Source organism: Burkholderia stagnalis (genome assembly GCF_902830275.1).
GTDB classification, from domain to species: domain Bacteria; phylum Pseudomonadota; class Gammaproteobacteria; order Burkholderiales; family Burkholderiaceae; genus Burkholderia; species Burkholderia stagnalis.
Genome location: NZ_CADESW010000001.1, coordinates 151095 through 176087 on the forward strand (window position 1 = coordinate 151095; position 24993 = coordinate 176087).

21 protein-coding genes and 1 pseudogene are annotated in these 24993 nt (G+C 70.0%); 10 read left to right on the top strand and 12 right to left on the bottom strand.

Features of this window, described 5'->3' with window-relative positions; genetic code table 11:
* Positions 1-4: 4 nt before the first annotated feature.
* The 5 genes from HWY45_RS00635 to HWY45_RS00655 all read right to left on the bottom strand — a co-directional run bounded on the left by HWY45_RS00635 (position 5) and on the right by HWY45_RS00655 (position 4710).
* A complete protein-coding gene (locus tag HWY45_RS00635; protein WP_059884206.1) occupies positions 5-553 on the bottom strand; it encodes a hypothetical protein in 549 nt (182 codons plus the stop codon).
* Complete coding sequence (locus HWY45_RS00640) at positions 550-1287, bottom strand: methyl-accepting chemotaxis protein (RefSeq protein WP_081063255.1); 738 nt, start codon at positions 1285-1287, stop codon at positions 550-552. Before HWY45_RS00640 ends, HWY45_RS00635 begins: the two co-directional genes overlap by 4 nt.
* 2 nt (positions 1288-1289) lie before the next feature.
* A complete protein-coding gene (locus HWY45_RS00645; RefSeq protein WP_059884207.1) occupies positions 1290-3689 on the bottom strand; it encodes an ATP-binding protein in 2400 nt (799 codons plus the stop codon).
* A gap of 380 nt (positions 3690-4069) precedes the next feature.
* On the bottom strand, positions 4070-4471 hold the full coding sequence (locus HWY45_RS00650) for a type II toxin-antitoxin system VapC family toxin (RefSeq protein WP_059884209.1): 402 nt from the start codon (positions 4469-4471) through the stop codon (positions 4070-4072).
* Complete coding sequence (locus tag HWY45_RS00655) at positions 4468-4710, bottom strand: antitoxin (protein WP_059884210.1); 243 nt, start codon at positions 4708-4710, stop codon at positions 4468-4470. Before HWY45_RS00655 ends, HWY45_RS00650 begins: the two co-directional genes overlap by 4 nt.
* Positions 4711-4922: 212 nt before the next feature.
* Here HWY45_RS00655 and HWY45_RS00660 point away from each other — a divergent pair, with 212 nt between their 5' ends.
* Positions 4923-5603: an alpha/beta hydrolase gene (locus HWY45_RS00660; RefSeq protein WP_059884211.1), complete on the top strand. Its 681-nt coding sequence runs from the start codon at positions 4923-4925 to the stop codon at positions 5601-5603.
* A 39-nt stretch (positions 5604-5642) separates the two neighbouring features.
* Here HWY45_RS00660 and HWY45_RS00665 read toward each other — a convergent pair whose 3' ends face one another.
* Both HWY45_RS00665 and HWY45_RS00670 read right to left on the bottom strand, forming a co-directional pair.
* The gene (locus tag HWY45_RS00665; protein ID WP_059808296.1) at positions 5643-7151 is read right to left on the bottom strand and encodes an amino acid permease; all 1509 of its coding nucleotides are present in this window, start codon (positions 7149-7151) and stop codon (positions 5643-5645) included.
* A 72-nt stretch (positions 7152-7223) separates the two neighbouring features.
* Complete coding sequence (locus HWY45_RS00670) at positions 7224-8630, bottom strand: aspartate ammonia-lyase (RefSeq protein ID WP_059884212.1); 1407 nt, start codon at positions 8628-8630, stop codon at positions 7224-7226.
* A gap of 209 nt (positions 8631-8839) precedes the next feature.
* Here HWY45_RS00670 and HWY45_RS00675 point away from each other — a divergent pair, with 209 nt between their 5' ends.
* On the top strand, positions 8840-9814 hold the full coding sequence (locus tag HWY45_RS00675) for a LysR family transcriptional regulator (protein ID WP_059884213.1): 975 nt from the start codon (positions 8840-8842) through the stop codon (positions 9812-9814).
* Between the two features lie 42 nt (positions 9815-9856).
* On the opposite strand, the gene HWY45_RS00680 is transcribed toward HWY45_RS00675, so the two are convergent.
* The 3 genes and pseudogenes from HWY45_RS00680 to HWY45_RS37380 all read right to left on the bottom strand — a co-directional run.
* Positions 9857-10924, bottom strand: a complete 1068-nt coding sequence (locus HWY45_RS00680; RefSeq protein WP_059884214.1) for an asparaginase — start codon at positions 10922-10924, stop codon at positions 9857-9859.
* Positions 10925-11177: 253 nt separating this feature from the next.
* Positions 11178-12200, bottom strand: a complete 1023-nt coding sequence (locus HWY45_RS00685) for a DUF2891 domain-containing protein (RefSeq protein ID WP_059884483.1) — start codon at positions 12198-12200, stop codon at positions 11178-11180.
* 105 nt (positions 12201-12305) lie between these two features.
* Positions 12306-12431, bottom strand: a pseudogene (locus HWY45_RS37380) (hypothetical protein); the annotation flags it as partial.
* A gap of 60 nt (positions 12432-12491) precedes the next feature.
* Here HWY45_RS37380 and HWY45_RS00690 point away from each other — a divergent pair.
* Positions 12492-12716: a hypothetical protein gene (locus HWY45_RS00690; RefSeq protein ID WP_017329817.1), complete on the top strand. Its 225-nt coding sequence runs from the start codon at positions 12492-12494 to the stop codon at positions 12714-12716.
* A 183-nt stretch (positions 12717-12899) separates the two neighbouring features.
* On the opposite strand, the gene HWY45_RS00695 is transcribed toward HWY45_RS00690, so the two are convergent.
* The gene (locus tag HWY45_RS00695) at positions 12900-13244 is read right to left on the bottom strand and encodes a hypothetical protein (protein ID WP_150998764.1); all 345 of its coding nucleotides are present in this window, start codon (positions 13242-13244) and stop codon (positions 12900-12902) included.
* Positions 13245-13299: 55 nt separating this feature from the next.
* On the opposite strand from HWY45_RS00695, the gene HWY45_RS00700 reads away from it, so the two are divergent.
* From HWY45_RS00700 to HWY45_RS00730, 7 genes are read left to right on the top strand one after another with little or no spacing between them, the layout of a single operon-like run.
* The gene (locus tag HWY45_RS00700; protein WP_059884215.1) at positions 13300-14976 is read left to right on the top strand and encodes a methyl-accepting chemotaxis protein; all 1677 of its coding nucleotides are present in this window, start codon (positions 13300-13302) and stop codon (positions 14974-14976) included.
* 14 nt (positions 14977-14990) lie between these two features.
* On the top strand, positions 14991-15491 hold the full coding sequence (locus HWY45_RS00705; RefSeq protein ID WP_059884216.1) for a chemotaxis protein CheW: 501 nt from the start codon (positions 14991-14993) through the stop codon (positions 15489-15491).
* An 8-nt stretch (positions 15492-15499) separates the two neighbouring features.
* On the top strand, positions 15500-16936 hold the full coding sequence (locus HWY45_RS00710) for a CheR family methyltransferase (RefSeq protein ID WP_059884484.1): 1437 nt from the start codon (positions 15500-15502) through the stop codon (positions 16934-16936).
* The gene (locus HWY45_RS00715) at positions 16917-17621 is read left to right on the top strand and encodes a chemotaxis protein CheW (RefSeq protein ID WP_059884217.1); all 705 of its coding nucleotides are present in this window, start codon (positions 16917-16919) and stop codon (positions 17619-17621) included. Before HWY45_RS00710 ends, HWY45_RS00715 begins: the two co-directional genes overlap by 20 nt.
* Complete coding sequence (locus HWY45_RS00720) at positions 17618-20011, top strand: hybrid sensor histidine kinase/response regulator (RefSeq protein WP_059884218.1); 2394 nt, start codon at positions 17618-17620, stop codon at positions 20009-20011. The genes HWY45_RS00715 and HWY45_RS00720 overlap by 4 nt, the downstream gene beginning before the upstream one ends.
* Positions 20008-21015: a chemotaxis response regulator protein-glutamate methylesterase gene (gene cheB, locus HWY45_RS00725; RefSeq protein WP_059884219.1), complete on the top strand. Its 1008-nt coding sequence runs from the start codon at positions 20008-20010 to the stop codon at positions 21013-21015. The genes HWY45_RS00720 and cheB overlap by 4 nt, the downstream gene beginning before the upstream one ends.
* A 47-nt stretch (positions 21016-21062) precedes the next feature.
* Positions 21063-22181: a diguanylate cyclase gene (locus HWY45_RS00730; RefSeq protein ID WP_059884220.1), complete on the top strand. Its 1119-nt coding sequence runs from the start codon at positions 21063-21065 to the stop codon at positions 22179-22181.
* Positions 22182-22220: 39 nt separating this feature from the next.
* Here the strand turns inward: HWY45_RS00730 and HWY45_RS00735 are convergent, their stop codons facing one another.
* The gene (locus HWY45_RS00735) at positions 22221-24473 is read right to left on the bottom strand and encodes a putative bifunctional diguanylate cyclase/phosphodiesterase (protein ID WP_059884221.1); all 2253 of its coding nucleotides are present in this window, start codon (positions 24471-24473) and stop codon (positions 22221-22223) included.
* Positions 24474-24993: the final 520 nt, after the last annotated feature.

Consider the following 24993-nt stretch of genomic DNA (forward strand, 5'->3'; position numbering starts at 1 on the left):
ACAGTCAAAACAGTTCGAGTTCGCCGCCGGTATCCACCGCCGCCGCTTCCGGCGCGTGGAAATCGAACGGCGCGTTCGCGCACACGCACAGCGTCGCGCCGATCCGCACGCCGTCGTCGAGCGTCACGTCGAACGCGGCAACGTGATCGGGGTTGAGCGCGGCGAAGTAGCCCATGCTCGCGTCGGTCAGCAGGTATGGCGTCGACATGCCGAGATCCGGGAAGTACGCGGTCAGCGCCTGGTTCATCGCGCCGCAGCACAGGTTCGCGACTTCCATGAACGCTTCCTGCAGCGGCAGTTGCGCGGCGCCGGCGAAGTAGCGGCGCGTCGCATCGTCGTCGCTGAAGCGCAGCGCGAGCAGCAGCCGGAAATCCAGCGCGGAGATCGTCAGCACGGCGACCTGCGCGGCCGGCTTCGAGCGCGGGCGGCGCTCGACCTGCGGCTCGCCCGCGGCCGGCGCGATGTCGCACGCGCCGCCGCCGGACGCCAGCCGCGTATGCGCCGCGTCGAAGAAGATCCGCTCGAAGCTCGCCTTCGCCTGCGCGCCGATCACGCCGCCGCCCCTTCCAGCCGCGCATGCAGCTGCCCGGCCAGCGTCTCGACGGTCGCGAGCGCGGCGGTGATCATCTTGCCGCCCGCCTGGATGTCCTGGAACGTCGCCGCCGTCACGAGATCGTTGCGGTTCAGGCTGTCGCGATAGCTGTTCGACAGTTCCTGCGAGCGTGCGGCGAGCCCGCGCACCTCGCTCGCGACGATCGAGAAGCCGCGGCCGGCCGTGCCGGCGCGCGCGGCCTCGATCGACGCGTTCAGCGACACGATCGACACGTGCGCGACGATCGCGGACAGCTCCAGGTTCTTCGCGCGCATGTCCTGGTTCTGCGTGGTCAGCGACGTCATCTGCTCGTGCCAGCGCTCGAACGTGCCGGCGAGGCCGCGCAGGCGCGCCGCCTCGTGCACGATCTTCTCGGCCTGCTGCGTGAGCGCGCCTTTCTGCGCGAGCGCCGCCTGCCGTGCGTCGCGCTGCGCGTCGGCCTCGGCCGCCTGCCGCGCGAGCGATTCGGCGAACCCGGCTTCCTTTTCCGCCCAGGCATCGGCCTGCGCGCGGTGTGCCGCGTCGATTTCGCCGGCGCGCGTCTGCGCAAGCTCGAGCGCATCGCGCAATGCATCCGCATCGGCGGCCATCCGCGCGACGAGCCGCGCGCGCTGCATCCGGAACACGATCGCCGCGACGATCCCCGCCACGAGGGCGCCGGCCAGCGCGGCGCCGATAAGCATCCATGCCTGCACGATCACTCCGCTGCGCCGGCGTCCGCCATGCCGGCGCGCACGCGCGCGCGGTCGGCCGACGCGTCGATGCCGGCGCCGTCCACCGCGAACGTGTCCGGCAGCGACACGATCGTGCGGAACGCGCGATAGGCCGCCCCGCGCCGGTCGTCGGTGAAGCTCAGCCGGATGTCGCCGCCTTCGCGCTTCAGGAAGCTGCGCACCGCGTCCATCCCGACGCCGCGCCCCGACACCTCGGTCACCGCGTGCGCGGTCGAGAAGCCCGGCCGGAAGATCAGCTCGGCGACCGCTTCGTCGGTCAGCGCGTGCTCGGTATCCGCATCGAGCCAGCCGCGTTCGCGCGCGATGCCGCGAATCCGGTCGAGCGCGAGACCGCGGCCGTCGTCGCTCAGCACGAACTGCAGCCTGCCGCCGTCGACGCCGACCGCGAGGTCGATCGTGCCGACCGCCGCCTTGCCGGCCGCGCGGCGCTCATCCGGCGATTCGATGCCGTGGTCGATCGCGTTGCGCAGCAGGTGCATGAACACGTTCTTCAGCGTGCCGCCGATCTCGCTGCGCACGCGGTGGCCGTGGCTGTCGATCCGCACGGCGGGCGCCGCCTTGCCGAGTTCCGCCGCGAGCGACGGCAGCGATTCCATCACGCCGCCGAGCACGTCGCCGATGCTTTCGGTGCCGAGCACGCTCAGCATGCGGCGCACCGCGTCGCGCGCGGCGTGCCAGTCGGCCGCGTTCGCGGGATCGGCGCCGTCGAGCATGCGCAGGCTCTCGCTGATGTGCGCGCGCTCGACCATCAGGTAGTGGCCGTGCGCGCGCGGCGCGGCGTCGCCGTTGCGGCCGAGCGTTTCGGTACTGATCGTCGCGTAGTGCTCGACCGCGTCGCGCACCCGCGCGAGATCGTCCATCAGCGCGTCGCGGTTCCACTCGGGGCCCGCGTCCGCGCGGCGCAGCGCGTCGTACGCCTGTTCCGCCTCGTGGACGATGTTGGTCAGGTGCTGCAGGCTGTACGTGCGCGCGTTGCCCTTGATCGTATGCATGTTGCGGAACAGCGCCGCGATGATCGAATGGTCCGCGCGCTCGTGCTGGCGGATCATCCGTTCGTTCTCGCTGAGGAAGCCCTTCGCGCTGTTCACGAACTGGTGGAACTTGTCCTGGCTGATCGACAGGATCTCGCCGATCATCTCGAGCCGGCGCTGCTGCTCGCCGGCCTGCGCGGTCAGCGCGCGCAGCTCGGTCACGTCGCGCACGCACAGCATCAGGCGCACGATCGTGTCGGTCTCGTCGGTGATCGCCGACCAGCTCAGGTCGAGCCACTTCTCGCGGCCGTCCGGCATGCGCTTCGCGACTTCGTTGACGAGCAGGTGCGCGTTGAATTCGAAGTTCATGCTGTCCTCGCCGAGGCACGCATGCACGGCGGCGTCGACCTGCGCGCGCGCATCGGAGCCGAGGTTCGAATCGTCGAACACCAGCGCCATCATGTCGCGGCCGGCGATGTCCTGCGTCTCGAAGATCGTCTCGAGGTAGGCCGAGTATTCCGCGTGCACGACCCCGCCGCCGACGACGGTCAGGATGCCCTGCGGCATGTTCTGCAGCATCGCCTGGATGTCGGCGGTCTTCTGCTTGAGCTGCGCGGCGTTCTCCTGGATCTTCTCGATCATCCCGTTGAACGCGACGATCGAATGGCCGATCTCGTCCATGCGGCCCACCGGCACGCGGCGCGTGAAATCCTGGCTCGTCGCGATCTCGCTCATCATCGTCTGCATCCGGCTCAGCGGGCGCGTGATCTGGCGGTACAGCACGAAGCCGAGCGCGGTCAGCAGCACGATCACGGTGCCGGCGACGCCCGCGATCGCGGTCGCCGTCGTGGCCAGCATTCCGTTCAGCGCGCGGATCGCGTCGTCCTTCTGGCGGTTCTTCTCGACGCGCAGCGTGTCGACGATGCTCTCGAGCTCGTCGCGATACTGCGCGACGTTCGCGAACAGGAACGCCTGGGCCATCTCGGTCTTGCCGTCGGCCTTCATCTTCACGGTGTCGTCGATCGCCGAGAAGTAGTTCGTCGCGCTGTCCTTCGCCTGCGACACGAGCCCTTCCTGCGCGTGGCCCGCGGCCGACTTCGCCTGCGCGTCGAGCGCCGCGCGCAGCGCCGCCTGCTTCGCCTTCAGCTCGTCGCGCGCCTGCGCGGCGGTGTTCGCGTCCGGCGCGTAGATCAGCGTCATCGTCGCGATCTGGATGTTTTTCACGTCGGATACGAGATCGGCGGACGCGAGCGCGCTCGGCACGATCCCCTGCGTGACCTGCCGCACCTCGGACGCGCTCTTGCGCGTCTGGACCACGGCATAGACGCCGATCGCCGACAAGGCGAGAAACGTCAGGACGACAAGCAACGTAATGCGATGACGGATGGTCATGTGTACAACTCCCCGTAGCGATCCGGCGTCAACCGCTCGCGCGTTCTCATTGAAAGAATGTCGAGCGCCGAATTATCGGGGATGCTTTATGACGGTCCGATGAACCTTAATCAAACGATTATTTTGAAAATCGGAATGATTAATTGTCTGACGATAATCCTAAAGTTCTTTGAGCGGATGCCGTTAACTGTCGGCCCAGCCTCGCTGGGGAAGGCTTTTCGTGCAGGCCGAGCGATGCATGAGACGTATGCTGCGCGCGAATTATTTTTGATGATGCGCGCATTCGGATAATGCGTCGTCACAATGTAAAACGTTTGCGCATTATTGCCGAATGAATCCGGCTCAATCGGAATTTTTCTATTGAATTGCGAGCGCGCGCATTACGGCGCTGCCGCGTGCCAGTCTTCGACCTGCAGGCCGGCGACTCGCACGAACTCGCGCATGTTGTGTGTGATGAGCACCAACTGCCGGGCACGCGCCTGCCCGGCGATCAGCACGTCATAAGGGCCAATCGGCGTGCCGGCGGCCGCGAGCTGTGCGCGGATCTCGCCTGCATGCTGCGCGTCCTCCGCATCGAACGCGACCACCTCGAACTGCAGCGCCTCGACGCGCGCCAGATTCGCGGCCGCCCGCTGACTTTTGTATGCACCGTCATAGAGTTCGTGCGCAACGATCGACGGCAGTCCGAAATCGGCGGGCTGATGGGTGCGCAAGCGCGCCAGCATCGCGGGCTCGCCCTTGAGGATGGCGATGATCGCGTTGGCATCCAGCAGGTATTTCATTCGAACAGATCCAGTCCGGGGCGATCCTGCTCGCCCGGTTGCGTGGTGGCCGCGGCCTCGAAATCGGCGTCGACCGGACCGATCAGCGGCGTCAACCATGTCCAATCCTGAGGGATGGGCTCCAGGATCACCGCGGCGCCGTGCCGCCGGATGCGAACCTCGGCGGTCTCGAAGCGGAAATCCTTCGGAAGCCGCACGGCCTGTGACCCGCCGTGCTTGAAGATCTTGGCGGTATCCATCTACGCCCCCTTTGTATCTACAATTTGTAGACACTCTAGCAGGGATGCCCGAGTCGACGCCGTCCGAACCGCGTGCGCCGGCACGGTAAGCAACGGCCTGCGCATCGAATATTGCCTCTCGCCAGGAAACAATCAAACTCAGCCAATCGCTATATCCCCCAAACGGAACACCCTAGACTGTAGCCTTCTCCCCGCTCCCGACATCCCCCGCCATGACCGACGTCCTGCCCCTGACCGACGAACCCGCATCGGGCCTCGCCTACCGCCTGCGCCCGGCGACGCCGCGGCCGATCGCCCGGCTCCTGCTGCTGCACGGCGTGGGCGGCAACGAAACCAACCTGCTGAACGTCGCCGACGCGATCGATCCGCGTATCGAGATCGCCTTCGTGCGCGGCCCGCTCACGTTCGGCCCCGGGCAGCACGCATGGTTTCCGGTGAGGTTCGGCCCGCGCGGCCCGGAAATCGACGCGCAGCAAGCGGAAGCGAGCCGCGCGAAGCTGCTGGCAATGGTGCGCGCATTCCGCGCACTCGACGGCGCGGCCGCGTTGCCGACCGTGATCGCCGGCTTCAGCCAGGGCGGCATCATGAGCGCGAGCGTCGGCCTGACCTCGCCCGCCGACGTCGCCGCGTTCGCGGTGCTGTGCGGGCGCATCCTGCCCGAGATCGATCCGCTGATCGCGCCGCGCGATGCGCTCCGCACGCTGCATGCGCTGATCGCGCACGGCCGCCTCGACGACAAACTGCCCGTGTCGTGGGCCGAAACCGCCGACGCGAAGCTCGCCGCGCTCGGCGTCGCGCACGACACGCGGCTGTACCCGGCCGGGCACGCACTGACCGACGACATGATCGGCGACTTCAGCCGCTGGCTCGACGCGCGTGCCGGGCTGAACTAGCCGCGAAGCAAACACGCGCCCGGCGCGGGCAGCCCGGCGTCACGCGTTGTTCGGGCGCTCCGCGAGGCCACCGCTCCCGGCGGCCCGTGCCCGCGCCCGCGCATCGCCGAGCTTCACGAGCACCCAGCCGACCGTCAGCGCGAGCGCGATGAGCGGAATCGTCGCGATGGTCCACGTGCCGCCCGGATAGTCGAACGCCATCAATACCAGCACGCCGAGCAGGAACGCGAGCGTGAGCCAGGACGTGAACGGCGCGCCGGGCATCCGGAACGCGACGTCGTTCAGCTCGCCGCGCGCGACCTTGCGGCGGAACAGGATCTGGCACATCACGATGAAGCCCCACGTCGCGATGATGCCGAGCGACGCCATGTTCAGCACGATCTCGAACGCCTGCGCCGGCACGAGGTAGTTCAGCGGCACGCCGATCGCGTTGATCGCGACCGTGATCAGGATCCCGCCGTACGGCACGCCGCGTGCGTTCATGCGCGCCATGAAGCGCGGCGCGGAGCCGCCCATCGCCAGCGAACGCAGCACGCGCCCCGTCGAATACAGCCCGGAATTCAGGCTCGACAGCGCCGCCGTGAGCACCACGACGTTCATCACGGTGCCGACGTACGGCACGCCCAGCTTGCCGAAGAAGGTCACGAACGGGCTTTCGTGCGCGCTGTACGCGGTCCACGGCAGCAGCGTGATCAGCAGCAGCACCGAGCCCACGTAGAACAGCGCAATGCGCCACATCACGCTGTTGATCGCCTTCGGCAACACCTTGCGCGCATCGGCGGTTTCGCCGGCCGCGACCCCGACGAGCTCGATGCTCGCATACGCGAACACGACGCCCTGCACGATCAGCACCGCGGGCAGCACGCCGTGCGGAAAGATCCCGCCGCTTTCGGCGATCAGGTGCAGCCCCGGCATGTGCCCGCCGACCGGATGGCCGCTCGCGAGGAACAGGCTGCCGACCAGCAGGAACACGCTCAGCGCGCCCACCTTGACGAGCGAGAACCAGAACTCCATCTCGCCGAACACCTTCACGCCGATCATGTTCATCGTCGACACGATCGCGAGCGCGCCGAGCGCGAACACCCATTGCGGCACGTCCGAGAACACGGCCCAGTACTTCATGTAGATCGCGACCGCGGTGATGTCGACGATGCCGGTGGTCGCCCAGTTCAGGTAGTACATCCAGCCGGCGACGAACGACGCCCGCTCGCCCATGAACTCCCGCGCGTACGACACGAAGCTGCCGCTGGTCGGGCGGTGCATCACGAGCTCGCCGAGCGCGCGCATGATCAGGAAGGCGAACACGCCGCACACGAGGTACACGAGCGCCAGCGCGGGCCCCGCGTGCTGCAGGCGGCCGCCGGCGCCGAGGAACAGCCCCGTGCCGATCGCGCCGCCCATCGCGATCATCTGCACGTGCCTGGGTTTCAGTTGCTTCGCATAGCCGGTTTCGTGCGACGCGAACAGCGCGTCCCGGTCGGCGTGATGCGGGTGACGAGGATCGGCGCCGCCGGCCGTGTCGGCCGGGCGCTCGCTGGCGTGCTTCATGAGGTGTCTCCGATGTGATTGGATGTGCCGCGCGCCGGTGGCGGCGCGGCCGCGGGCTCAGGGGCGCCGCATTCAGTAGACGCGCGGCTGGACCAGCGCTTCGGGCCGCAGCGCCTCGTCGAGCTGCGCCTCGGTCATCAGCGCGCGGCCGAGCACGATCTCGCGGATGGTCTTGCCGCTTGCGTGCGCCTCGGCGGCCACCGACGTCGCGCTCTTGTAGCCGATGTACGGATTGAGCGCGGTGGCGAGCGCGACCGAGCGCTCCATCGTGTCGCGCAGGCGCTCGGGGTTCGCGGTGATGCCCTTCACGCACTTGTCGGCGAGCGTCGTGCACGCGGCCGTCAGGTGGCCGAAGCTGCGGAACAGCGCGCTCGCGATCACCGGCTCGAATGCGTTGAGCTGAAGCTGGCCGGCCTCGGCGGCGAAGGTCACCGTCAGGTCGTTGCCGAACACTTCGAACGCGACCTGGTTGACCACCTCCGGAATCACCGGATTCACCTTGCCGGGCATGATCGACGAGCCGGCCTGCATCGGCGGCAGGTTGATCTCGCCGAAGCCGGCACGCGGGCCGCTCGACAGCAGCCGCAAGTCGTTGCAGGTCTTCGACAGCTTCACCGCGATCCGCTTGAGCACGCCCGAGATCTGCACGAATGCGCCGCAATCCTGCGTCGCCTCGATCAGGTTCGGCGCCGTGCTCAGGTCGAGGCCGGTGATGCGGCGCAGCGCCGCGAGCGCCTTGGCCGCGTAATCCGGATGCGCGGTGATGCCCGTGCCGATCGCGGTCGCGCCCAGGTTGATCTCGCGGATCAGCGCGCTCGCCTCCTGCAGGCGCGCGATGTCTTCCGTCAGCATCACCGCGTAGGTGGAGAATTCCTGGCCGAGCGTCATCGGCACCGCGTCCTGCAGCTGCGTGCGGCCGAGCTTCAGCATGCCCGCGAAGGCCTCGGCCTTTTCGCCGAACGCGTCGCGCAGCCGGACCATCGCCTCGAGCAGGTGCTCGATCGCGAAGCAGGTCGCGACCCGGATCGCGGTCGGATAGACGTCGTTGGTGCTCTGCGCGAGATTGACGTGCTCGTTCGGGTGCAGGTACGCATACTCGCCGCGCGCATGGCCCATGAGCTCCAGCGCGCGATTGCAGATCACCTCGTTCGCGTTCATGTTGGTCGACGTGCCCGCGCCGCCCTGGATGATGTCGACGACGAACTGGTCGTGCAGATGGCCTTCGCGGATCTCGACGCAGGCGGCCGCGATCGCGTCCCGGTACGACTGCGGCAGCAGCCCGAGTTCGCAGTTGGCGTCGGCTGCCGCTTCCTTCACGGCCGCCAGCGCGATGATCAGGTACGGGAACGACGCGATGCTGCGGCCTGAAATATCGAAGTTCTCTTTCGCGCGCAGCGTATGGACGCCGTAGTACGCGCTCGCCGGAATATTTCGTTTGCCTAAAAGATCGGTCTCGACGCGGAAATCGCTGCCTGCCATCGTGTCTCTCCAGATGTGTCTCGGATGTGTATCGTGACGCCGGGCCGGCCGGCGTCAGAAGGGCCCTCGGTGCATGCGTCGCGTTGCGGAACCGGTCTTCGCCGGCCTGCCGCCCGCGCAGCGCGTTCGCATTCTATGCCTTTGCAAAAACATGCTCCTTTCTTTATTATCGAAAGCGGTTTTGCGTCGGATGCAACAGCGAGGAACGGATGAGCAAGCGGCCGAGAGAAGTAGGCGTCGATCACCTGGGCGCGATGCGCGCGTTCGTGCGGGTCGTCGAAACGGGGAGTTTTTCTGCCGTCGCGAAGGAAATGCACGTGTCGACGTCCACCGTCGCGCGCAAGGTGTCGGCGATCGAGGATGCGCTCGGCGTGCCGCTGCTGCACCGCTCCACGCACAGCGTGACGCTGACCGAAGCGGGCGCCATCTATCTCGAACGGGCCGTCACGCTGATCGCGGATCTCGACGACACGCTGCGCGTCGTCGCCGAGCTGAACGCGCGGCCGAGCGGGCCGCTCAAGCTCACCGCGCCGGTGGCGTTCGGCCGGCGCCATCTCGCGCCGCTGATCGCGCCGTTTCTCGCGCGCTACCCGACGATCCAGCTCGATGTCCGGCTGACCGACAACCACAACGACCTCGTCGCCGGCGGCTTCGATCTCGACATCCACGAAGGCGAGAACTACCTCGACAACCTGGTCGTGCAGAAGCTGTCGCGCAACGACAGCATCCTGTGCGCGGCGCCCGCGTATCTCGATCGCCACGGCCGCCCGGCCGAGCCGCGCGCGCTCGCGCATCACAATTGCCTGCGCTACGTCCACCCGGAAGGCGACCCGCGCTGGGAACTGACCGACGGCGACGCGCGGCACAGCCTGCTGCCGGCCGGCAACCTGGTCACGGACCACTCGGAACTGCTGCTCGAGGCGACCACCGCCGGGCTCGGCATCGCCGAGTTCGAAATCTGGCTGGTGCGGGACAAGCTGGCGAGCGGCCAGCTCGAGGTCGTGCTGCCGCGCTATCGGCTGCAGAACAAGCTGACCGGCGAGTTCATCTACATGGCGTATCTGGCGAACCGGCGCAGCTCGGCGAAACTGCGGGTGCTGCGGGATTTCCTGGCGGAGCACCTCGCCCATATCGGCGAGCTGTCCGAAGCGGAACTGCGGAAGATTCGCGGCGGCCGACGCTGAGCGCCGTCGGTCCGCCGCGCGGCGGGTTGTGCGCGCGGCCGGTCAGGCCGGCAGCAGTTCGAACGGGAACGTCGCGCGGCCGACCTCGACGCCCTGCGTGTTCAGCATCCGCGGCCGATGGAACGCCGCCAGTTGCCCGCGCTGCTCCACCGTGCCGATCCGCAGCCGTTCGAGGATTTCGCTGACGAGCATGTACAGCACGTCGGTATTGCCGTCCTCGACCTTGACCGAAATGCCCAGCGCGCCGACGGCGCCGAGGCGCCGGGTCTGTTCGGACGCGCGCACGCCGATCCCGTAGCACGCATCCGCGCCGACCTTGCCGACCACCTGCCCGCCGAACGCCCGCATCAGCACGGTGCAATAGCGGCCGTCGCCGGCGACGAGCTCCGGATGGCGCGTCATCGCGTGATGGAGCCGCGCGAGCGCGCGAACCCGGTCGGTGTGCTCACTGTCGCCACCGGCTTGCACCGCATCCGCGCCATCGGCAAGCCCGGCATAGATGCGCGCCAGGCGATCGAGCGGGAAAGCCGGCGTCGGCAGGTTGCAGCCGTCGATCCCCCACTCGACTTCGTCGTCGCGCAGGCCGCACGCCTCGGCAACGACCCGCATCACCTGCACCTGCATCGGATGGGCCGGCAGATGGTAGTCGGCGATCGCGGCGCCGATCGCCTGTGCGCCCGCCAGCATCCCGACGTGCTTGCCCGAGCAGTTGCTGCATACGCCGGTCGGATTGAAATCGCGCTTGATCCACGACCGCAGCACCGCGTCGGACAACGGCGCGTGCCCGCCGCAGCGGAGGTCCGATTCCTGCACGCGCACCTTGGCGAGCATCGCGCGCGTGCGCTCGATGTGCCGCTCCTCGCTGCTGTGCGACGCGCACATCAGCGCCACGTCCGCCTCGTCGAAGCCGAACCGGTCGGGGCCGCCCGTCTCGAGCACGGCCAGCGCCTGCGCGGGCTTGGCCGCCGATCGCGCGAGCGTCATGCGCCGCGGGTCGCCCAGCCGGTACAGCAGCCTGCCCCGCGCATCCACCACCGCGGCGTGGGCGACGTGCGTATTCTCGATCGCGTTGCCACGGTACGTGACGACGGCTGCGCCATTCGTTCTCATTCTCTCCCTGTCTCCATGCTCGGGGCCACATCATCGGGCCGGGTCAAACCGGAGGGGAAGTGTATCGAGTCGGCCCCGCGTTGCGCGGCGCCGCGGATGGAAAGCGGTGTTGCGCGCGGCGCAAAGGCAAATCAGTGATGCCGGCGAGACCTTCATCGACCTCCACGCGCCGCCCGGTTTGATCGAACTCGCCGGGTGGGCGGTGCATCCCGCCGCCAGCGCGCATGACCTTGCCGGCAACGGGTTTCGCGCATCAAGCCTCCAGCGCCAGCGTCGCGAACGTCGCGAGCCAGTGCTCGCCCATATAGTCGCCCGCCACATGCGCAAGCGCGCTGTCCAGATGCCGGCCGGCCGCATCGAGCAGTTTCGCGCGGCGTGCATCGCCTTCCGGCAGCGCGCCGGCAAGCGAGCGCTGGCACCACGCACGGCTCAGGTTCAGCCCGTCCAGATGCGCGATCTTGCCGTCGCTGCGGTCGCTCACCGTCGCCGGCTCGAACAGCGTCGCGGGCTCGCCTCGCGCGAGATCGGGCAGGAAACGCGCGAACCAGCCGTCGAATTCGGCGGCCGGCAGCACGCGCCGCATCAGCTCGGCCTCCATCAGCGCGGGCGACAGGAATTCATCGCCCGACGGCTCCCACGCCTGGCACGCGGCGTCATTCAGATGCCAGCGCCGCGCGGTATCGGCGATCAGCGCGGCCAGCCCGTCGCGCCGCGTTTCCCGCGCGAAATCGAGGGCCAGCGCGAGCGCGAACGCGGTGTTGAAATGCGCGCCGACGCGCAGCGGATAGGTCGCCTTCGGCAGGAAGGTCTCGAAGCGCGCGACGAACAGGTCGGTGAGCGGCGCGAACGTCTTCGCCCAGCGCGCGGCCTGCGGCAGCGTGCCGTTCAGCGCAAGCCGCTCGAGCTGCGCCGCGAGCGCGAGCAGCCAGGCCCAGCCGTACGGCCGCTCGAAGCCGCTGTTGTGCGGCAGCGCGAGATACGCGCGCTCGCCGGCGACATTCGCGTCGGTGACGTGCGCGTCGACCACCGCGACGATGCGCGCCGCCTCCGGCAACGACGGGAAGCGTTCGAGCAGATGCAGCACGAGCCAGTAGCCGTGCACGCACGAATGCCAGTCGTAGCTGCCGTAGAAGATCGGGTGCAGCGCGCGCGGCCCCTGGATGTCCTGCGGGCCGGCAAGCGAATGCGTGAGCCGGTTCGGGTATTCGCGCGTCAGGTGCGCGAGCGCGAGCGACGCGAATTTCGACGCGATGTCGGGTGTGAGTCGGGCGGTCATGAGCCTCTCTTCAAGTCGTCGGTAACGGAGCGCGAACACGGGCATCGGCCGCGCGCCGGCTGAAAGGAGCAGGCGCGCGGCCGGCACGACGCAGAGGTTCGCGGCCATCGGCGGCATCAGCGTACCGCAGAAGCCCGTCCGGCATCCCGGTCGCGCCTTGACGCGCACGATGACGGCCGCCGTTTCGTCGGACGAATCGGCGCGGGCGGGCTTGCCGGCGCCCGCCCGCATGGCGGCGCCCCCGCGCAGCAACTACACTGAAAGGCATCCGCAACACACGGGAGAGCCGCCATGATTGACGTATTCGAGACCATCGGCAGCCGCGCGTTCTCCGCTCACCTGGCGAAGGACGGCATGGTCACGCTGATGGAACAGCGACACGAAGTCGACCGCGTGACGCTCGCCACCGCCTATGCCGCGCTCGTCGAGGACGTCGAGCAGGAACAGGACCTGCGCGAAGCGACGGTCGAAGGCATGATGCGGGCGCTGATCCAGGGGTATGCGCGCAGCCACTGAGCCGCGCCCGTGCCTGGATGCGTTTGCCTGAACCTGCTTCACCCGTGACCGCGGCGCGCGTCGGCGCAGGCTGACGCGCCGCCCCTCCCGTCCCGCTTCCCCATCGCGCTTCCCCGCGCCATTCCGGCCGCGCGGAACACCACGTCGACCGCCGCGTAAATCTGCGCTTCGACCCAGCGTTTTTCACGGTGCGCCCGACCGGAAAATCGATATCCGCCCGTCGTCGCGCACACGCCCGCTTTTCAATCCGGTTTCAAAAGATTTGCGATCGCCGTTCGAATCCGCGCGCGATCGCGGCGCGCTGCCGATCCGTCGCGGCCGCCCGGCCGGCGGCGTCGCCGGGCATGCGATTTTCGACAGGCGGCGGCCCATTGACCTATCTTTAATAGGATGAAAAAAGCGCGGCGCAATGCGCAGAAAATTCGATTGCCGGCGAACGCGCCCCATGACAGCATGCGGGGCGTCGGCAACCGGGCAGAACCGGCGCCATCCGGCCGTTCGGCGGGGTCCGGGATCGCCCCGTTTCATGCCGCATGCCGCTCCGCCGGACCCAACCACGACCCACGCTCTCCGGGAGACTGACATGGCTACTGCGACGCCCCGCGCCGGCATCCCCCTCCTGCCCGCCCCGCTGCGCGGCGGCCGGTACATGCTCGGCACGCGCATCGTGCTCAGCTTCGGCGCGATCTTCGTGCTGATGCTGGCCATGGCCGCCATTTCATACATCCGTTTGACGGCGATCGACGACGAGGCCAACAGCCTGCAGCGCGATTCCGTGCCGGGCCAGTATCTGTCGATGGCGCTGCGCGCGACGTCCAACGAGACCTACGCGATCGTCGAGCGCGCGCTGTTCGTCGACAACGATGCCGACGGCATGAAACGGGATCTCGGCCGGCTGCCCGACGCGCTGCGCCGTCTCGACCAGACCGCGAGCCAGTACGAGACCACGCTGTTCCGCGACGACGACAAGGCGCAATTTCGCGCCTTCCGTTCCGCATACGACCAGTACCTGCCGCTGCTGAACGACGCCGCCCGCGCCGCGCCCGACGACCGCACGGCCGGGCGGGCCGCCTTCGCGCGCCTGGCCCCGGCATGGGAGGCGCTGATCCGCGCGAACGACAAGCTGGTCGTCGAGAACCGCAACCAGGCCGACGAATCGGCGCGGCTGATCCGCGGCTCGGTGACCAGCGCGGAAGCGACGCTCGCCACGGCGCTGAGCGTCGTGCTGCTGGCCGCGCTCGGGCTCGGCTATGCGCTGTATCGCGCGATCACGGCGCCGATGGCGCGGCTCGTCGAAGTGCACGACGCGATGCGCACCGGCAACCTGACGCAGCGCCTCGCGCTGAACCGGCGCGACGAATTCGGCACGCTGCAGGACGGTTTCAACCGGATGACCGAGGAGTTCGCCAGCCTCGTCTCGCAGGCGCAGCAGTCGTCGCTGCAGGTGACGACGTCGGTCGCCGAGATTGCCGCGACGTCGAAGGAGCAGCAGGCCACCGCCAGCGAGACCGCGGCCACCACCACCGAGATCGGCGCGACGTCGCGCGAGATCCTCGCGACCTCGCGCGACCTGCTGCACACGATGAACGAAGTGGCGGGCGTGGCCGAGCAGTCGGCGGCGCTCGCCGGCGCGAGCCAGAGCGGGCTCACGCACATGGAGGAAATGATGCGCAGCGTGATGGAGGCGGCCGGCTCGGTGAACGCGAAGCTCGCGATCCTCAACGAGAAGGCGGTCAACATCAACCAGGTCGTCGCGACGATCACCAAGGTGGCCGACCAGACCAACCTGCTGTCGCTGAACGCGGCAATCGAGGCCGAGAAGGCCGGCGAATACGGCCGCGGCTTCGCGGTGGTCGCGACCGAGATCCGCCGGCTCGCCGATCAGACCGCCGTGGCGACCTACGACATCGAGCAGACGGTGAAGGAAATCCAGTCGGCCGTGTCGGCCGGCGTGATGGGCATGGACAAGTTCTCGGAGGAAGTGCGCCGCGGGATGCGCGACATCCAGCAGGTGGGCGGCCAGCTGTCGCAGATCATCACCGAGGTGCAGACGCTCGCGCCGCGCTTCCAGATGGTCAACGAAGGGATGCAGACGCAGGCGACCGGCGCGGAACAGATCACGCAGGCGCTGTCGCAGCTGTCGGAAGCCGCGCAGCAGACGGCCGAATCGCTGCGCCAGTCGTCGCAGGCGATCGACGACCTGACGCTCGTCGCGAACCAGCTGCGCACCGGCGTGTCGCGCTTCAAGATCGAAGGCTGACGCCGGACCACGCGATGCTCTTCCTTCTTTTCGAACTCGACGGCGAGCGCTATGCGCTCGATGCGGCGCAGATCGTCGAAGTGCGCGCGCTCGCGCCGGTGAAGGCGATTCCCGGCGCGCCGCCGTGGATCGCCGGCGCGATCGACCAGCGCGGCGAGCCGGTGCCGGTGATCGACGTCGCGCAGCTCGCGCTCGGGCGCGCCGCGCGGCGGCTGCGCTCGACGCGGCTCGTCGTCGTGCGCTATCGCCGGCACGATGCGCAACCCGATGCGGGCGACAGCGCCGAACGCATGCTCGGGCTGATCGTCGAACACGCGACGCAGACGTGCCGGATCGATCCCGCGCGGTTCGCCGACAGCGGGATCGCCACGCCGCACGCGCGCTGGCTCGGGCCGGTTGCCGGCGACGCGTCGGGGTTCGTGCAGTGGGTCGACGTGCGGCGCATGCTCGACGACGATGCACGCGCGCTGCTGTTCCCGCCCGCGCAGCCGCTGCCGCAGGCGGTCTCCGGATGACGGCCGCGATGAACGCCGACGACGCCCGTTTCGACGCATGGCTGATGCGCGAGACCGGCATGGACGCCGCCACGCTCGGCCACCAGGCGCTCGCGCGCGCCGTCGCCGAACGCGCGCGCGTCGCGCTGGGCGAACCGTCGACGCCGGATGCCGCCAGCGCCGACGGCGCGATCGACGCGTACTGGCAGTTGCTGAACACGTCGGCGGACGAACGGCAGGCGCTGATCGAAACGCTGGTGGTGCCGGAAACCTGGTTCTTCCGCGACCGCGAGGCGTTCGTCGCGCTCGCGCGGCTCGCCGACGCACGGCTCGTGCGCGAGCCGGCGCGCGTGCTGCGGGTGCTGAGCGCGCCGTGCTCGACCGGCGAGGAGCCCTATTCGATCGCGATGGCGCTGCTCGACGCCGGCATCGGCCCCGCGCGCTTCAGCATCGACGCGATCGATATCAGCGCGCGCGCGATCGAACGGGCCCGCGAAGGCGTCTATGGCCGCAATTCGTTTCGCGGCCACCCGCTCGAATTCCGCGACCGCCATTTCAGCGAGACGGCCGGCGGCTGGCGGCTCGACCCGCGCGTGCGCGAGCCGGTCCGGTTCGTGCGGGCGAGCCTGTTCGACCTGCCGCTCGATACCGGCGCGCGCTACGACTTCATCTTCTGCCGCAACGTGCTGATCTATTTCAACCGGGATGCGCAGGACCAGTCGATCCGGCTGCTCGACCAGCAGCTCGCGGACGGCGGCACGATTTTCGTCGGCCCGGCCGAGACCGGGCTGATGATGCGCCACGCGCTGGCGCCCGCGCGCATTCCGCTCGCGTTTGCGTTCCATCGCGCGCCGGCGGGTGCGGCCGGTGCGGCGGCCGTCGCGACGCCGGGCAGCGCGCCGCCGCCCCCCGCGCGGCCGCAGGCGGCCGGCCCGGCCATGCGGCCGCCGGCGCTGCCCGAGCCGACCCGGCGCCCCGCCGTCGCGCGTGCGCCGGCCGCGCCCGCGTCGCGGGCCGCCGCGCCTGGCGCGTGGCCGCCCCGTGCCATGCCCGCCGCACCCGGCCAGCCCGATGCGCACGTCACGCCGCCCGACACGCCGGCATCGACGCTCGATCGCGCGCGCCTGCTCGCCGACACCGGCCGGCTCGACGAGGCCGAGCGCATCGCGCACGCGTTCACGCTCGCGCACGGGCCGGACGCGGACGCGTTCTACCTGCTCGGGCTGATCGCCGATGCGCGCGGCCTCGATGCCGATGCGCAGGATTTCTATCGCAAGACGCTGTACCTGCAGCCGAACCATTACGAAGCGCTCACGCATCTCGCCGCGCTGCGCGACGCGGCCGGCGACGCCGCCGGCGCGCGGCAGCTGATGTCGCGGGCGCAACGCGCGAGCGCGCTGCGCAGCGCGCCGCCGGCGGACCCGACGCAGGACCGAGGAGGAGCCGATGGTTCACGCCGCTCGTGACACGCTCGCGCCGACGCCGCACGTCGACGACTGCTGGAACCGCATCGGCACGCACGGCGACGGCTCGTGCCCGCAGCTCGCGACGCACACGCGCTGCCTGAACTGCCCGGTGTTCGAACAGGCCGCCGCGACGCTGCTCGACCGGCCGCTCGCCGACGACGATCTCGACGATGCCGCGTGCACCCCACGCGACGCGTCGCACGCGAACACCGAAGACGACGCGGACGCCCTGCACTCCACCCTCGCCTTCCGCATCGCCGACGAATGGCTCGGCCTGCCGGCCGCCGCGCTGCGCCAGATCGACGGGCCACGGCCGATCCATGCGCTGCCGCACCGGCGCAACGGCGTGGTGCTCGGGCTCGTCAACGTGCGCGGCGCGCTGACGATCGCCGCGTCGCTCGGCGCGCTGCTGGGCCTCGAGCGGGACGCCGCCGGCCGCCATGCGCCGCGCAGCGCATACGCGCGGATGCTGGTGGTCGAGCATCGCGGCGAATCCGCCGCGCTGCCCGTCGACGAGGTGGAAGGCGTGGTGCGGTTCGCCGCGTCCGCGCTGATGCCGGTGCCGACGACGCTGACCCACGCGGCCGCGATGCACACGCGCGGCCTGCTCGCGTGGCGCGACACGACGATCGGCATGCTCGACCCCGAGCGCGTGTTCGATTCGCTTGCCCGGAGCCTGCGATGAGCGTCGACGACGACCTGGCGCGCACGCCGCTGCTCGACCTGTTCCGCGAGGAAGCGCAGACCCAGGCGCAGGCGCTCGCGAGCGGCCTGCTCACGCTCGAACATGCGCCCGCCGATGCGGCCGCGCTCGAGGCGTGCATGCGCGCCGCGCATTCGCTGAAGGGCGCGGCGCGCATCATCGACCTGCCGGACGGCGTCGACGTCGCGCACGCGATGGAGGAATGCTTCGTCGCCGCGCAGCGCGGCATGCTGACGCTGACGCCCGCGCACATCGACGAATTGCTGCGCGGCGTCGATTTGCTGCTGCGCGTCGGCGAGACCGATCCCGCGACGGCGGTCGCGCGCGCGGACATCGACGCGCTGCTCGCGCGGCTGTCCGCGCCGGAGCCGGCGGCGGCGGCCGCAGCGCATCCGGTTCCGGAAGCGCCCGCCGTGGCGCCGGAACCGGAGCCGGCGGCGGCGGCCGCAACGCATCCGGTGCCGGAAGCGTCCGCCGTGGCGCCGGAACTGGCACCGGAACCAGCACCGCCGCGCGCGCCCGCCCTGCCGCCCGCCCACGCCGACGCCGACGCCCGCGCCGACGCCGACGCCCACGCCGACACGCCCCCTGCCGCGCCATCCGCGTCGCCGCCCGAAGCGCGCCACGATCCGCAGCGGATGCTGCGCGTGCGCGCCGAGCAGCTCGACCGGCTGCTGAGCCTGTCCGGCGAATCGCTGGTCGAATCGCACTGGCTCAAGCCGTTCACCGGCTCGATCCTGCGCATCAAGCGGATGCAGCGCGACGTCTCCCGCGCGCTCGACGTGCTCGTCGAAACGCTCGCGGAGCGCGTCGATCCGGCCGCGCTGGCGGCGCTCAACGACGTGCGGCAGGGGCTCGGCAACCTGCAGTTGCAGCTCGGCGCGCGCATCGACGAGCTCGACCGCTTCGACCGCCGCAGCACCCATCTCGCGCAGCAGCTGTACGACGAGGCGCTGCGCTGCCGGATGCGCCCGTTCGGCGATGCCGCGCACGCGTATCCGCGCATCGTGCGCGATCTCGCGCGCTCGCTCGGCAAGCGCGTGCAGTTCTCGATCGTCGGCGAATCGACCCAGGTCGACCGCGACATCCTCGACATGCTCGACGCGCCGCTCGGCCACCTGCTGCGCAACGCGCTCGACCACGGCGTCGAGGCGCCCGAGCAGCGCGTCGCGGCCGGCAAACCGGCCGACGCGCGCGTGACGCTCGAAGCCCGCCACAGCGCCGGCCAGCTGCAGATTTCCGTCAGCGACGACGGCGCCGGCATCGACCTCGACGCGCTGCGCACCGCCGTGGTGCGGCGGCGGCTGGCCGACGCGGACACCGCCGCGCGGCTGTCCGATCACGAGCTGCTCGACTTCCTGCTGCTGCCCGGCTTCTCGATGCGCGAGCGCGTGACCGACGTGTCCGGCCGCGGCGTCGGCCTCGACGCGGTGCACGACATGGTGAAGGCCGTGCGCGGCACCGTGCGGATCTTCACCGAGCCCGGGCGCGGCGCGCGCTTCGTGCTGCAGCTGCCGCTCACGCTGTCGATCGTGCGCAGCCTGCTCGTCGAGGTCGGCGGCGAGGCGTATGCGATTCCGCTCGCGCACGTGCGCCGCACGCTCGAACTCGCGCGCGCCGACATCGACATGCTGGAAGGCCAGCAGCACTTCCGCTTCGACGGCCGGGCCGTCGGGCTCGTCACCGCGCACCAGCTGCTCGGCACGCGCACGCCGGACGAGGCGCGCGACAGCGTCGCGACCGTCGTGATCGGCGACGAGTCGGAAACCTACGGCATCGCGGTCGACCGCTTCCTCGGCGAATGCATGCTCGTGATCCAGCCGCTTGACCGCCGGCTCGGCAAGGTCAAGGACATCGCGGCGGCCGCGCTGATGGACAATGGCGAACCGGTGCTGATCATCGACGTCGAGGATCTGCTGCGCTCGGTCGACAAGCTCGTGCGCGGCGGCCAGCTCGACCGCGTGCAGCGCACGCAGCGCGCCGCCGCCGCGCGCAGCCGGCACGTGCTGGTGGTCGACGATTCGTTGACGGTGCGGGAGCTGGAGCGCAAGCTGCTGGAAAAACGCGGCTATGCGGTGACGGTCGCCGTCGACGGGATGGACGGCTGGAACGCGCTGCGCGGCGGCGAGTTCGACCTCGTCGTGACCGACATCGACATGCCGCGCATGGACGGCATCGAGCTCGTCACGCTGATCAAGCGCGACGCGGTACTGAAGGCGCTGCCGGTGATGATCGTGTCGTACAAGGATCGCGAGGAGGATCGCCGCCGCGGGCTCGACGCCGGCGCGGACTACTATCTCGCGAAAAGCAGCTTCCACGACGAAACCCTGCTCGATGCAGTCCGAGACCTGATAGGAGAAGCCCGCCCGTGAACATCGGCATCGTCAACGACCTCCCGCTTGCCGTCGAGGCGATGCGCCGCGCGATCGCGCGGCGCGCCGATCACCGTGTGCTGTGGGTCGCGACCGACGGCGCGCAGGCCGTCGAATTCTGCGCCGCGCAGCCGCCGGACGTCGTGCTGATGGACCTGATCATGCCGAAGTTCGACGGCGTCGAGGCGACGCGGCGGATCATGGCGTCGGGCCGGCCGTGCGCGATCCTGATCGTGACGAGCAGCATCGGCGCGAACGCGTGGCGCGTGTACGAGGCGATGGGCGCCGGCGCGCTCGACGCGGTCGACACGCCGCGCCTCGGCCAGGGCGCGAACGGCGACACCACGCAGCTGCTGCTCGCGAAGATCGACCAGATCGGCCGCCTGCTCGAGCGGCCCGCGTCCGGCGCGCGGCCGGCGGGCGCGGCCGCGCGCGGCGACGGCGGGCCGCTCGTCGCGATCGGCGCCTCGGCCGGCGGCCCGACCGCGCTCGCGACGATCCTCGGCAGCCTGCCCGCCGATTTCGGCGCGTCGATCGTGATCGTGCAGCACGTCGACCAGGCATTCGCGGAAGGCATGGCGCAATGGCTCGACGGCCAGACGCCGCTCACGGTGCGCATCGCGCACGAGGGCGACCGGCCGCAGCCGTCGGTCGCGCTGCTCGCCGCGACCAACGACCACCTGCGCCTCGCGCGCGACGGCACGCTCGGCTATACGCGCGATCCGGCCGAGACGCCGTACCGGCCGTCGGTGGACGTATTCTTCAACAGCGTCACCGAGCACTGGCCCGGCGACGTGATCGGCGTGCTGCTCACCGGCATGGGCCGCGACGGCGCGATCGGCCTGAAGGCGATGCGGATGAAGGGCTACCATACGATCGCGCAGGACCAGGCGACGAGCGCCGTCTACGGGATGCCGAAGGCGGCCGCGACGCTCGGCGCCGCGCGCGCGATCCTGCCGCTCGAGCGCATCGCGGGCGAGCTGGCGGCGCTCGCCCGGATCTGAACCCATCGCCCCACACGACAGTACTGGCAGAAACAGGTATCGACGACATGACTAGTGACACCACGCGAAGCTGCGGCGACGACGGCGACATGCCCGCCGCGGACGGCGCGGACGCGGCGCTCGAGGCCGCGCGCAAGACGCTGCAGAACCCGCCGGCCACCGACGTGCCGGTGATGGTGCTGCTCGTCGACGACCAGACGATCGTCGCCGAGGCGATACGGCGCGCGCTCGCCGACGAAGAGCGCATCGACTTCCATTACTGCACGCGCTCGGACGACGCGATGACCGCGGCGATCGAGACGCGGCCGACCGTGATCCTGCAGGATCTCGTGATGCCCGGCATCGACGGGCTGAGCCTCGTGAAGGCGTACCGCGCGAACCCGGCGACCCGCGACGTGCCGATCATCGTGCTGTCGACGAAAGAGGAACCGATGATCAAGAGCGCCGCGTTCGCCGCCGGCGCGAACGACTACCTCGTGAAGCTGCCGGACCGCATCGAGCTGGTCGCGCGGATCCGCTACCACTCGCGCTCGTACGTGAACCTGCTGCAGCGCGACGAGGCCTACCGCGCGCTGCGCCAGTCGCAGCAGCACCTGCTGGAAGCGAACCTCGAGCTGCGGCGCCTCACGCACTCGGACGGCCTCACGGGGCTGTCGAACCGCCGCTATCTCGACGAATACCTGGGCGCCGAATGGCGGCGCGGCGCGCGCGAGCGCACCGAGCTGTCGCTGCTGATGATCGACGTCGACAACTTCAAGCTGTACAACGACACGTACGGCCACGTGTCGGGCGACGACGTGCTCAAGCAGGTCGCGTCGACCGTCGAGCGCTGTCTCGGCCGGCCCGGCGATCTCGCGGCGCGCTTCGGCGGCGAGGAATTCGCGGTGGTGCTGCCGGGCACGTCGCCGGGCGGCGTGCGCCTGCTGGCCGAGAAGATGCGCCTCGCGATCGAGGCGCTGAAGCTGGAGCACGCGCATTCGTCGACGGGCCGCTACGTGACGATCAGCATCGGCGGCGCGGGCGTCGTGCCGTCGGCCGACACGCCGATGACGTCGCTGATCGAGGCCGCGGACCGCGCGCTGTACCGCGCGAAGCGCGACGGCAAGAACCGCGTGGTGATCGGCGCGGCCGCGCGCGCGCAACAGGAAGGCAGCCAGCCGGCCTGACGCGCGGCTTGCGCCCTGCCCGCGCGTGCGCCGCGCGGGTCAGGACACGGCGGCGAGCCGGCGCGCGTAGTCGGCCGGCTCCAGCGGACGGCTGAACAGGTAGCCCTGCTGCTGGTCGCAGCCGATCTGCCGCAGGAACGACGACTGCGCCTCGGTCTCGACGCCTTCGGCCGTGACCGTCATCCCGAGCGAATGCGCCATCGCGACCACGGCCTGCGTGATCGCGACCGCGTCGCGGTGCTCCGGCACGCCCGACACGAACGAGCGGTCCACCTTCAGGTTGTGCAGCGGAAAGCGCTTCAGGTAGGACAGCGACGAATAGCCGGTGCCGAAATCGTCGACCGAGATCCGCACGTTCATCGCCGTGAGCGCCCTGAGCATCGGCAGCACGGTGTCGGTGTCGTACATCAGCAGGCCTTCGGTGATCTCGAGCTCCAGCGCGGACGGGTCGAGCCCCGCCTGCTCGAGGCAGCGGCCGACCGATTCGACGAGCCCCTCGTGGAACTGCCGCGGCGACAGGTTGACGGCCATCATCAGGTCGGGCGCGATCGTGCGGCGCCATTCGGCCGCCTGCCGGCACGCGGTTTCGAGCACCCACTGGCCGATCGCGACGATGAGCCCCGTGTCTTCCGCGACCGGGATGAATTCCGCCGGCGACAGCGGCCCGAGCTCGGGGCTCGTCCAGCGCAGCAGCGCCTCGGCGCCGACCGTGCGCCCGTCGCGGCCGTCGACGACGGGCTGGTACGCGAGCCGCAGCGCGTTGGATGCGAGCGCGCGGCGCAGCGACTGCTCGATCGCGAAGCGGCGCTGCAGCCGCAGGTTCAATTGCGCGGTGAAGAACGTGAAGCAGTTGCGCCCGCGCTGCTTCGCGTCGTACATCGCGGAATCGGCGTTGCGCATCAGCGTCGCCGCATCGTCGCCGTCGCGCGGCGCGAGGCTGATGCCGATCGACACGCCGAGGTAATACTCGTTGTCCGCGACCGCGAACGGCCGCGCGATCGCATCGGTCACCCGCCGCGCGAGCGCCGCGAGATCGTCCGGTGCGTCGTAGTCGTCGACCAGGATCACGAACTCGTCGCCGCCGACGCGCGTCAGCGCGTGCCGTTCGCCGACGCAGGCCGCGAGCCGCTCGGCCACGCTGCGCAGCAGCGCGTCGCCCGCGTCGTGGCCGGCCGTGTCGTTGACCTTCTTGAAGCCGTCGAGATCGATGAACAGGATCGCGACGCGCGCGGCGCCGGTAGACGCGTCGCGCGCGTCGAACAGCTCGCGCATCCGGTCCGCGAGCCAGCGGCGGTTGTAGAGGCCCGTCAGCGCATCGCGCGTCGCGAGGTAGCGCAGTTGCTGCTGCGCCTCGCGCACGGGGCCCACGTCGTTGAACGACACCAGCACCGAATCGGCCTGCGTCTCGCCCGGCCGGACGATCGGCACCGCATTGCCGCGCACCCACGTCACATCGCCGTCGGCGAGGCCCAGGCCGACCGTATAGCCGAGCCACGGCACGCCGGTCGCGAGCGCGCGCCGGCTCGGCCAGTCGTCCGGCGCGATCGGCGTGCCGTCCTCGTGGAACTCGCGCCAAATCACGGTCGACAGCCGGCAGCCGACGAGGCTGCCCTGCGCACGCAGCATCCGGCTCGCGCTCGGGTTGCTCGCGGTGATGGTGCCGTCGCGCGCGACGACGAGGATGCCTTCGTTCAGGCTGTTGACGACGAGCCGGTGATGCTCCTCGCTGCGCGCGAGCTGCCGCGCGATGCGATCCTGGTGCACCGCGAGCCCGACGCTGTTGCTGATGTCGCGCAGCAGCGCCGTTTCCTCGTCGGTCGGCCGGCGCGGCGTGCGATGGTAGACCGCGAACGCGCCGAGCACCGCGCCCGCTTCGTCCTGGAACGGCACCGACCAGCACGCGCGCAGGCCGAGCGGCAGCGCGAGGCCTTTGTAGACCTCCCACAGCGGATCGGTGGCGATGTCCTCGACCGCGACCATGCGGCGCTCGTACATCGCGGTGCCGCACGACCCGGCGACGGGGCCGATCGTCGCGCCGTCGATCGCCGCGCTGTAATGAGCCGGCAGCGACGGCGCGGCGCCGACGCGGATGTGCACGCCGTCGTCGTCGAGCAGCAGGATCGTGCACGACGCGCCCGCGCCGAGCAGCGCCTCGGCGCGCCGGCACACTTCCGCGAGCAGTTCGGGCAGCGGCGTGTTGCGCGTGATCAGGCGCAGCACGCTCTGCTCGGATGCGAGCACTTCGGCTGCGAGGCCAAGGCTGTAGCGAGGGCTTTGCGGTGAGGTATCCAAGTGAAACAGCCCGTCCGTGTTCGATCGCGCCTGGGGCGCCTGATTCGTTATCGTGTAATCGCGCCGCTTTCTTGATCCGGGTTTACGCCGAGATTCGGCGCAGCCGGACGGACGCCGTGCGGGCGTCGTGCCGCAGTACATTTAACACCAATCGGATGTCCGCAGCATGCTGAATTGCATAGGGAGTTGCACGGGACGGGGATGAGGCGGGGAATGTGCGCCGCGCGGCGACGAACCAATCGGCAGGATCGTTGCGCACTGCGAAGGAGCAACGCGGTAAGCCCATCGTCGATTTGTGAAGTTTTCGATGCGGCGAGCGGCTTTTGCCGCGCCGTGCGGCGCCCGGCCGGCGGCCGATGCAATCAACGGCTCCGCCCGGCACGCATGCCGGGCTCGAGCCGTCAGTTCGGATTCGAATCACGGGCAACCGCGCCGCGACTTGTAAGCACACGTTTCGCGGCGCGCGCGGCCGTCAACGTTTGGTTACATCCTTACGGCGGAATTCGGCAGGTATGACATG

What these genes read in the sequence shown, in the direction of transcription:
- HWY45_RS00645 (WP_059884207.1), bottom strand. Translation starts at nt 3,689, where the DNA reads ATGACCATCCGTCATCGCATTACGTTGCTTGTCGTCCTGACGTTTCTC.
- HWY45_RS00650 (WP_059884209.1), bottom strand. Translation starts at nt 4,471, where the DNA reads ATGAAATACCTGCTGGATGCCAACGCGATCATCGCCATCCTCAAGGGC.
- HWY45_RS00655 (WP_059884210.1), bottom strand. Translation starts at nt 4,710, where the DNA reads ATGGATACCGCCAAGATCTTCAAGCACGGCGGGTCACAGGCCGTGCGG.
- HWY45_RS00660 (WP_059884211.1), top strand. Translation starts at nt 4,923, where the DNA reads ATGACCGACGTCCTGCCCCTGACCGACGAACCCGCATCGGGCCTCGCC.
- HWY45_RS00665 (WP_059808296.1), bottom strand. Translation starts at nt 7,151, where the DNA reads ATGAAGCACGCCAGCGAGCGCCCGGCCGACACGGCCGGCGGCGCCGAT.
- HWY45_RS00670 (WP_059884212.1), bottom strand. Translation starts at nt 8,630, where the DNA reads ATGGCAGGCAGCGATTTCCGCGTCGAGACCGATCTTTTAGGCAAACGA.
- HWY45_RS00675 (WP_059884213.1), top strand. Translation starts at nt 8,840, where the DNA reads ATGAGCAAGCGGCCGAGAGAAGTAGGCGTCGATCACCTGGGCGCGATG.
- HWY45_RS00680 (WP_059884214.1), bottom strand. Translation starts at nt 10,924, where the DNA reads ATGAGAACGAATGGCGCAGCCGTCGTCACGTACCGTGGCAACGCGATC.
- HWY45_RS00685 (WP_059884483.1), bottom strand. Translation starts at nt 12,200, where the DNA reads ATGACCGCCCGACTCACACCCGACATCGCGTCGAAATTCGCGTCGCTC.
- HWY45_RS00690 (WP_017329817.1), top strand. Translation starts at nt 12,492, where the DNA reads ATGATTGACGTATTCGAGACCATCGGCAGCCGCGCGTTCTCCGCTCAC.
- HWY45_RS00695 (WP_150998764.1), bottom strand. Translation starts at nt 13,244, where the DNA reads ATGAAACGGGGCGATCCCGGACCCCGCCGAACGGCCGGATGGCGCCGG.
- HWY45_RS00700 (WP_059884215.1), top strand. Translation starts at nt 13,300, where the DNA reads ATGGCTACTGCGACGCCCCGCGCCGGCATCCCCCTCCTGCCCGCCCCG.
- HWY45_RS00705 (WP_059884216.1), top strand. Translation starts at nt 14,991, where the DNA reads ATGCTCTTCCTTCTTTTCGAACTCGACGGCGAGCGCTATGCGCTCGAT.
- HWY45_RS00710 (WP_059884484.1), top strand. Translation starts at nt 15,500, where the DNA reads ATGAACGCCGACGACGCCCGTTTCGACGCATGGCTGATGCGCGAGACC.
- HWY45_RS00715 (WP_059884217.1), top strand. Translation starts at nt 16,917, where the DNA reads ATGGTTCACGCCGCTCGTGACACGCTCGCGCCGACGCCGCACGTCGAC.
- HWY45_RS00720 (WP_059884218.1), top strand. Translation starts at nt 17,618, where the DNA reads ATGAGCGTCGACGACGACCTGGCGCGCACGCCGCTGCTCGACCTGTTC.
- HWY45_RS00730 (WP_059884220.1), top strand. Translation starts at nt 21,063, where the DNA reads ATGACTAGTGACACCACGCGAAGCTGCGGCGACGACGGCGACATGCCC.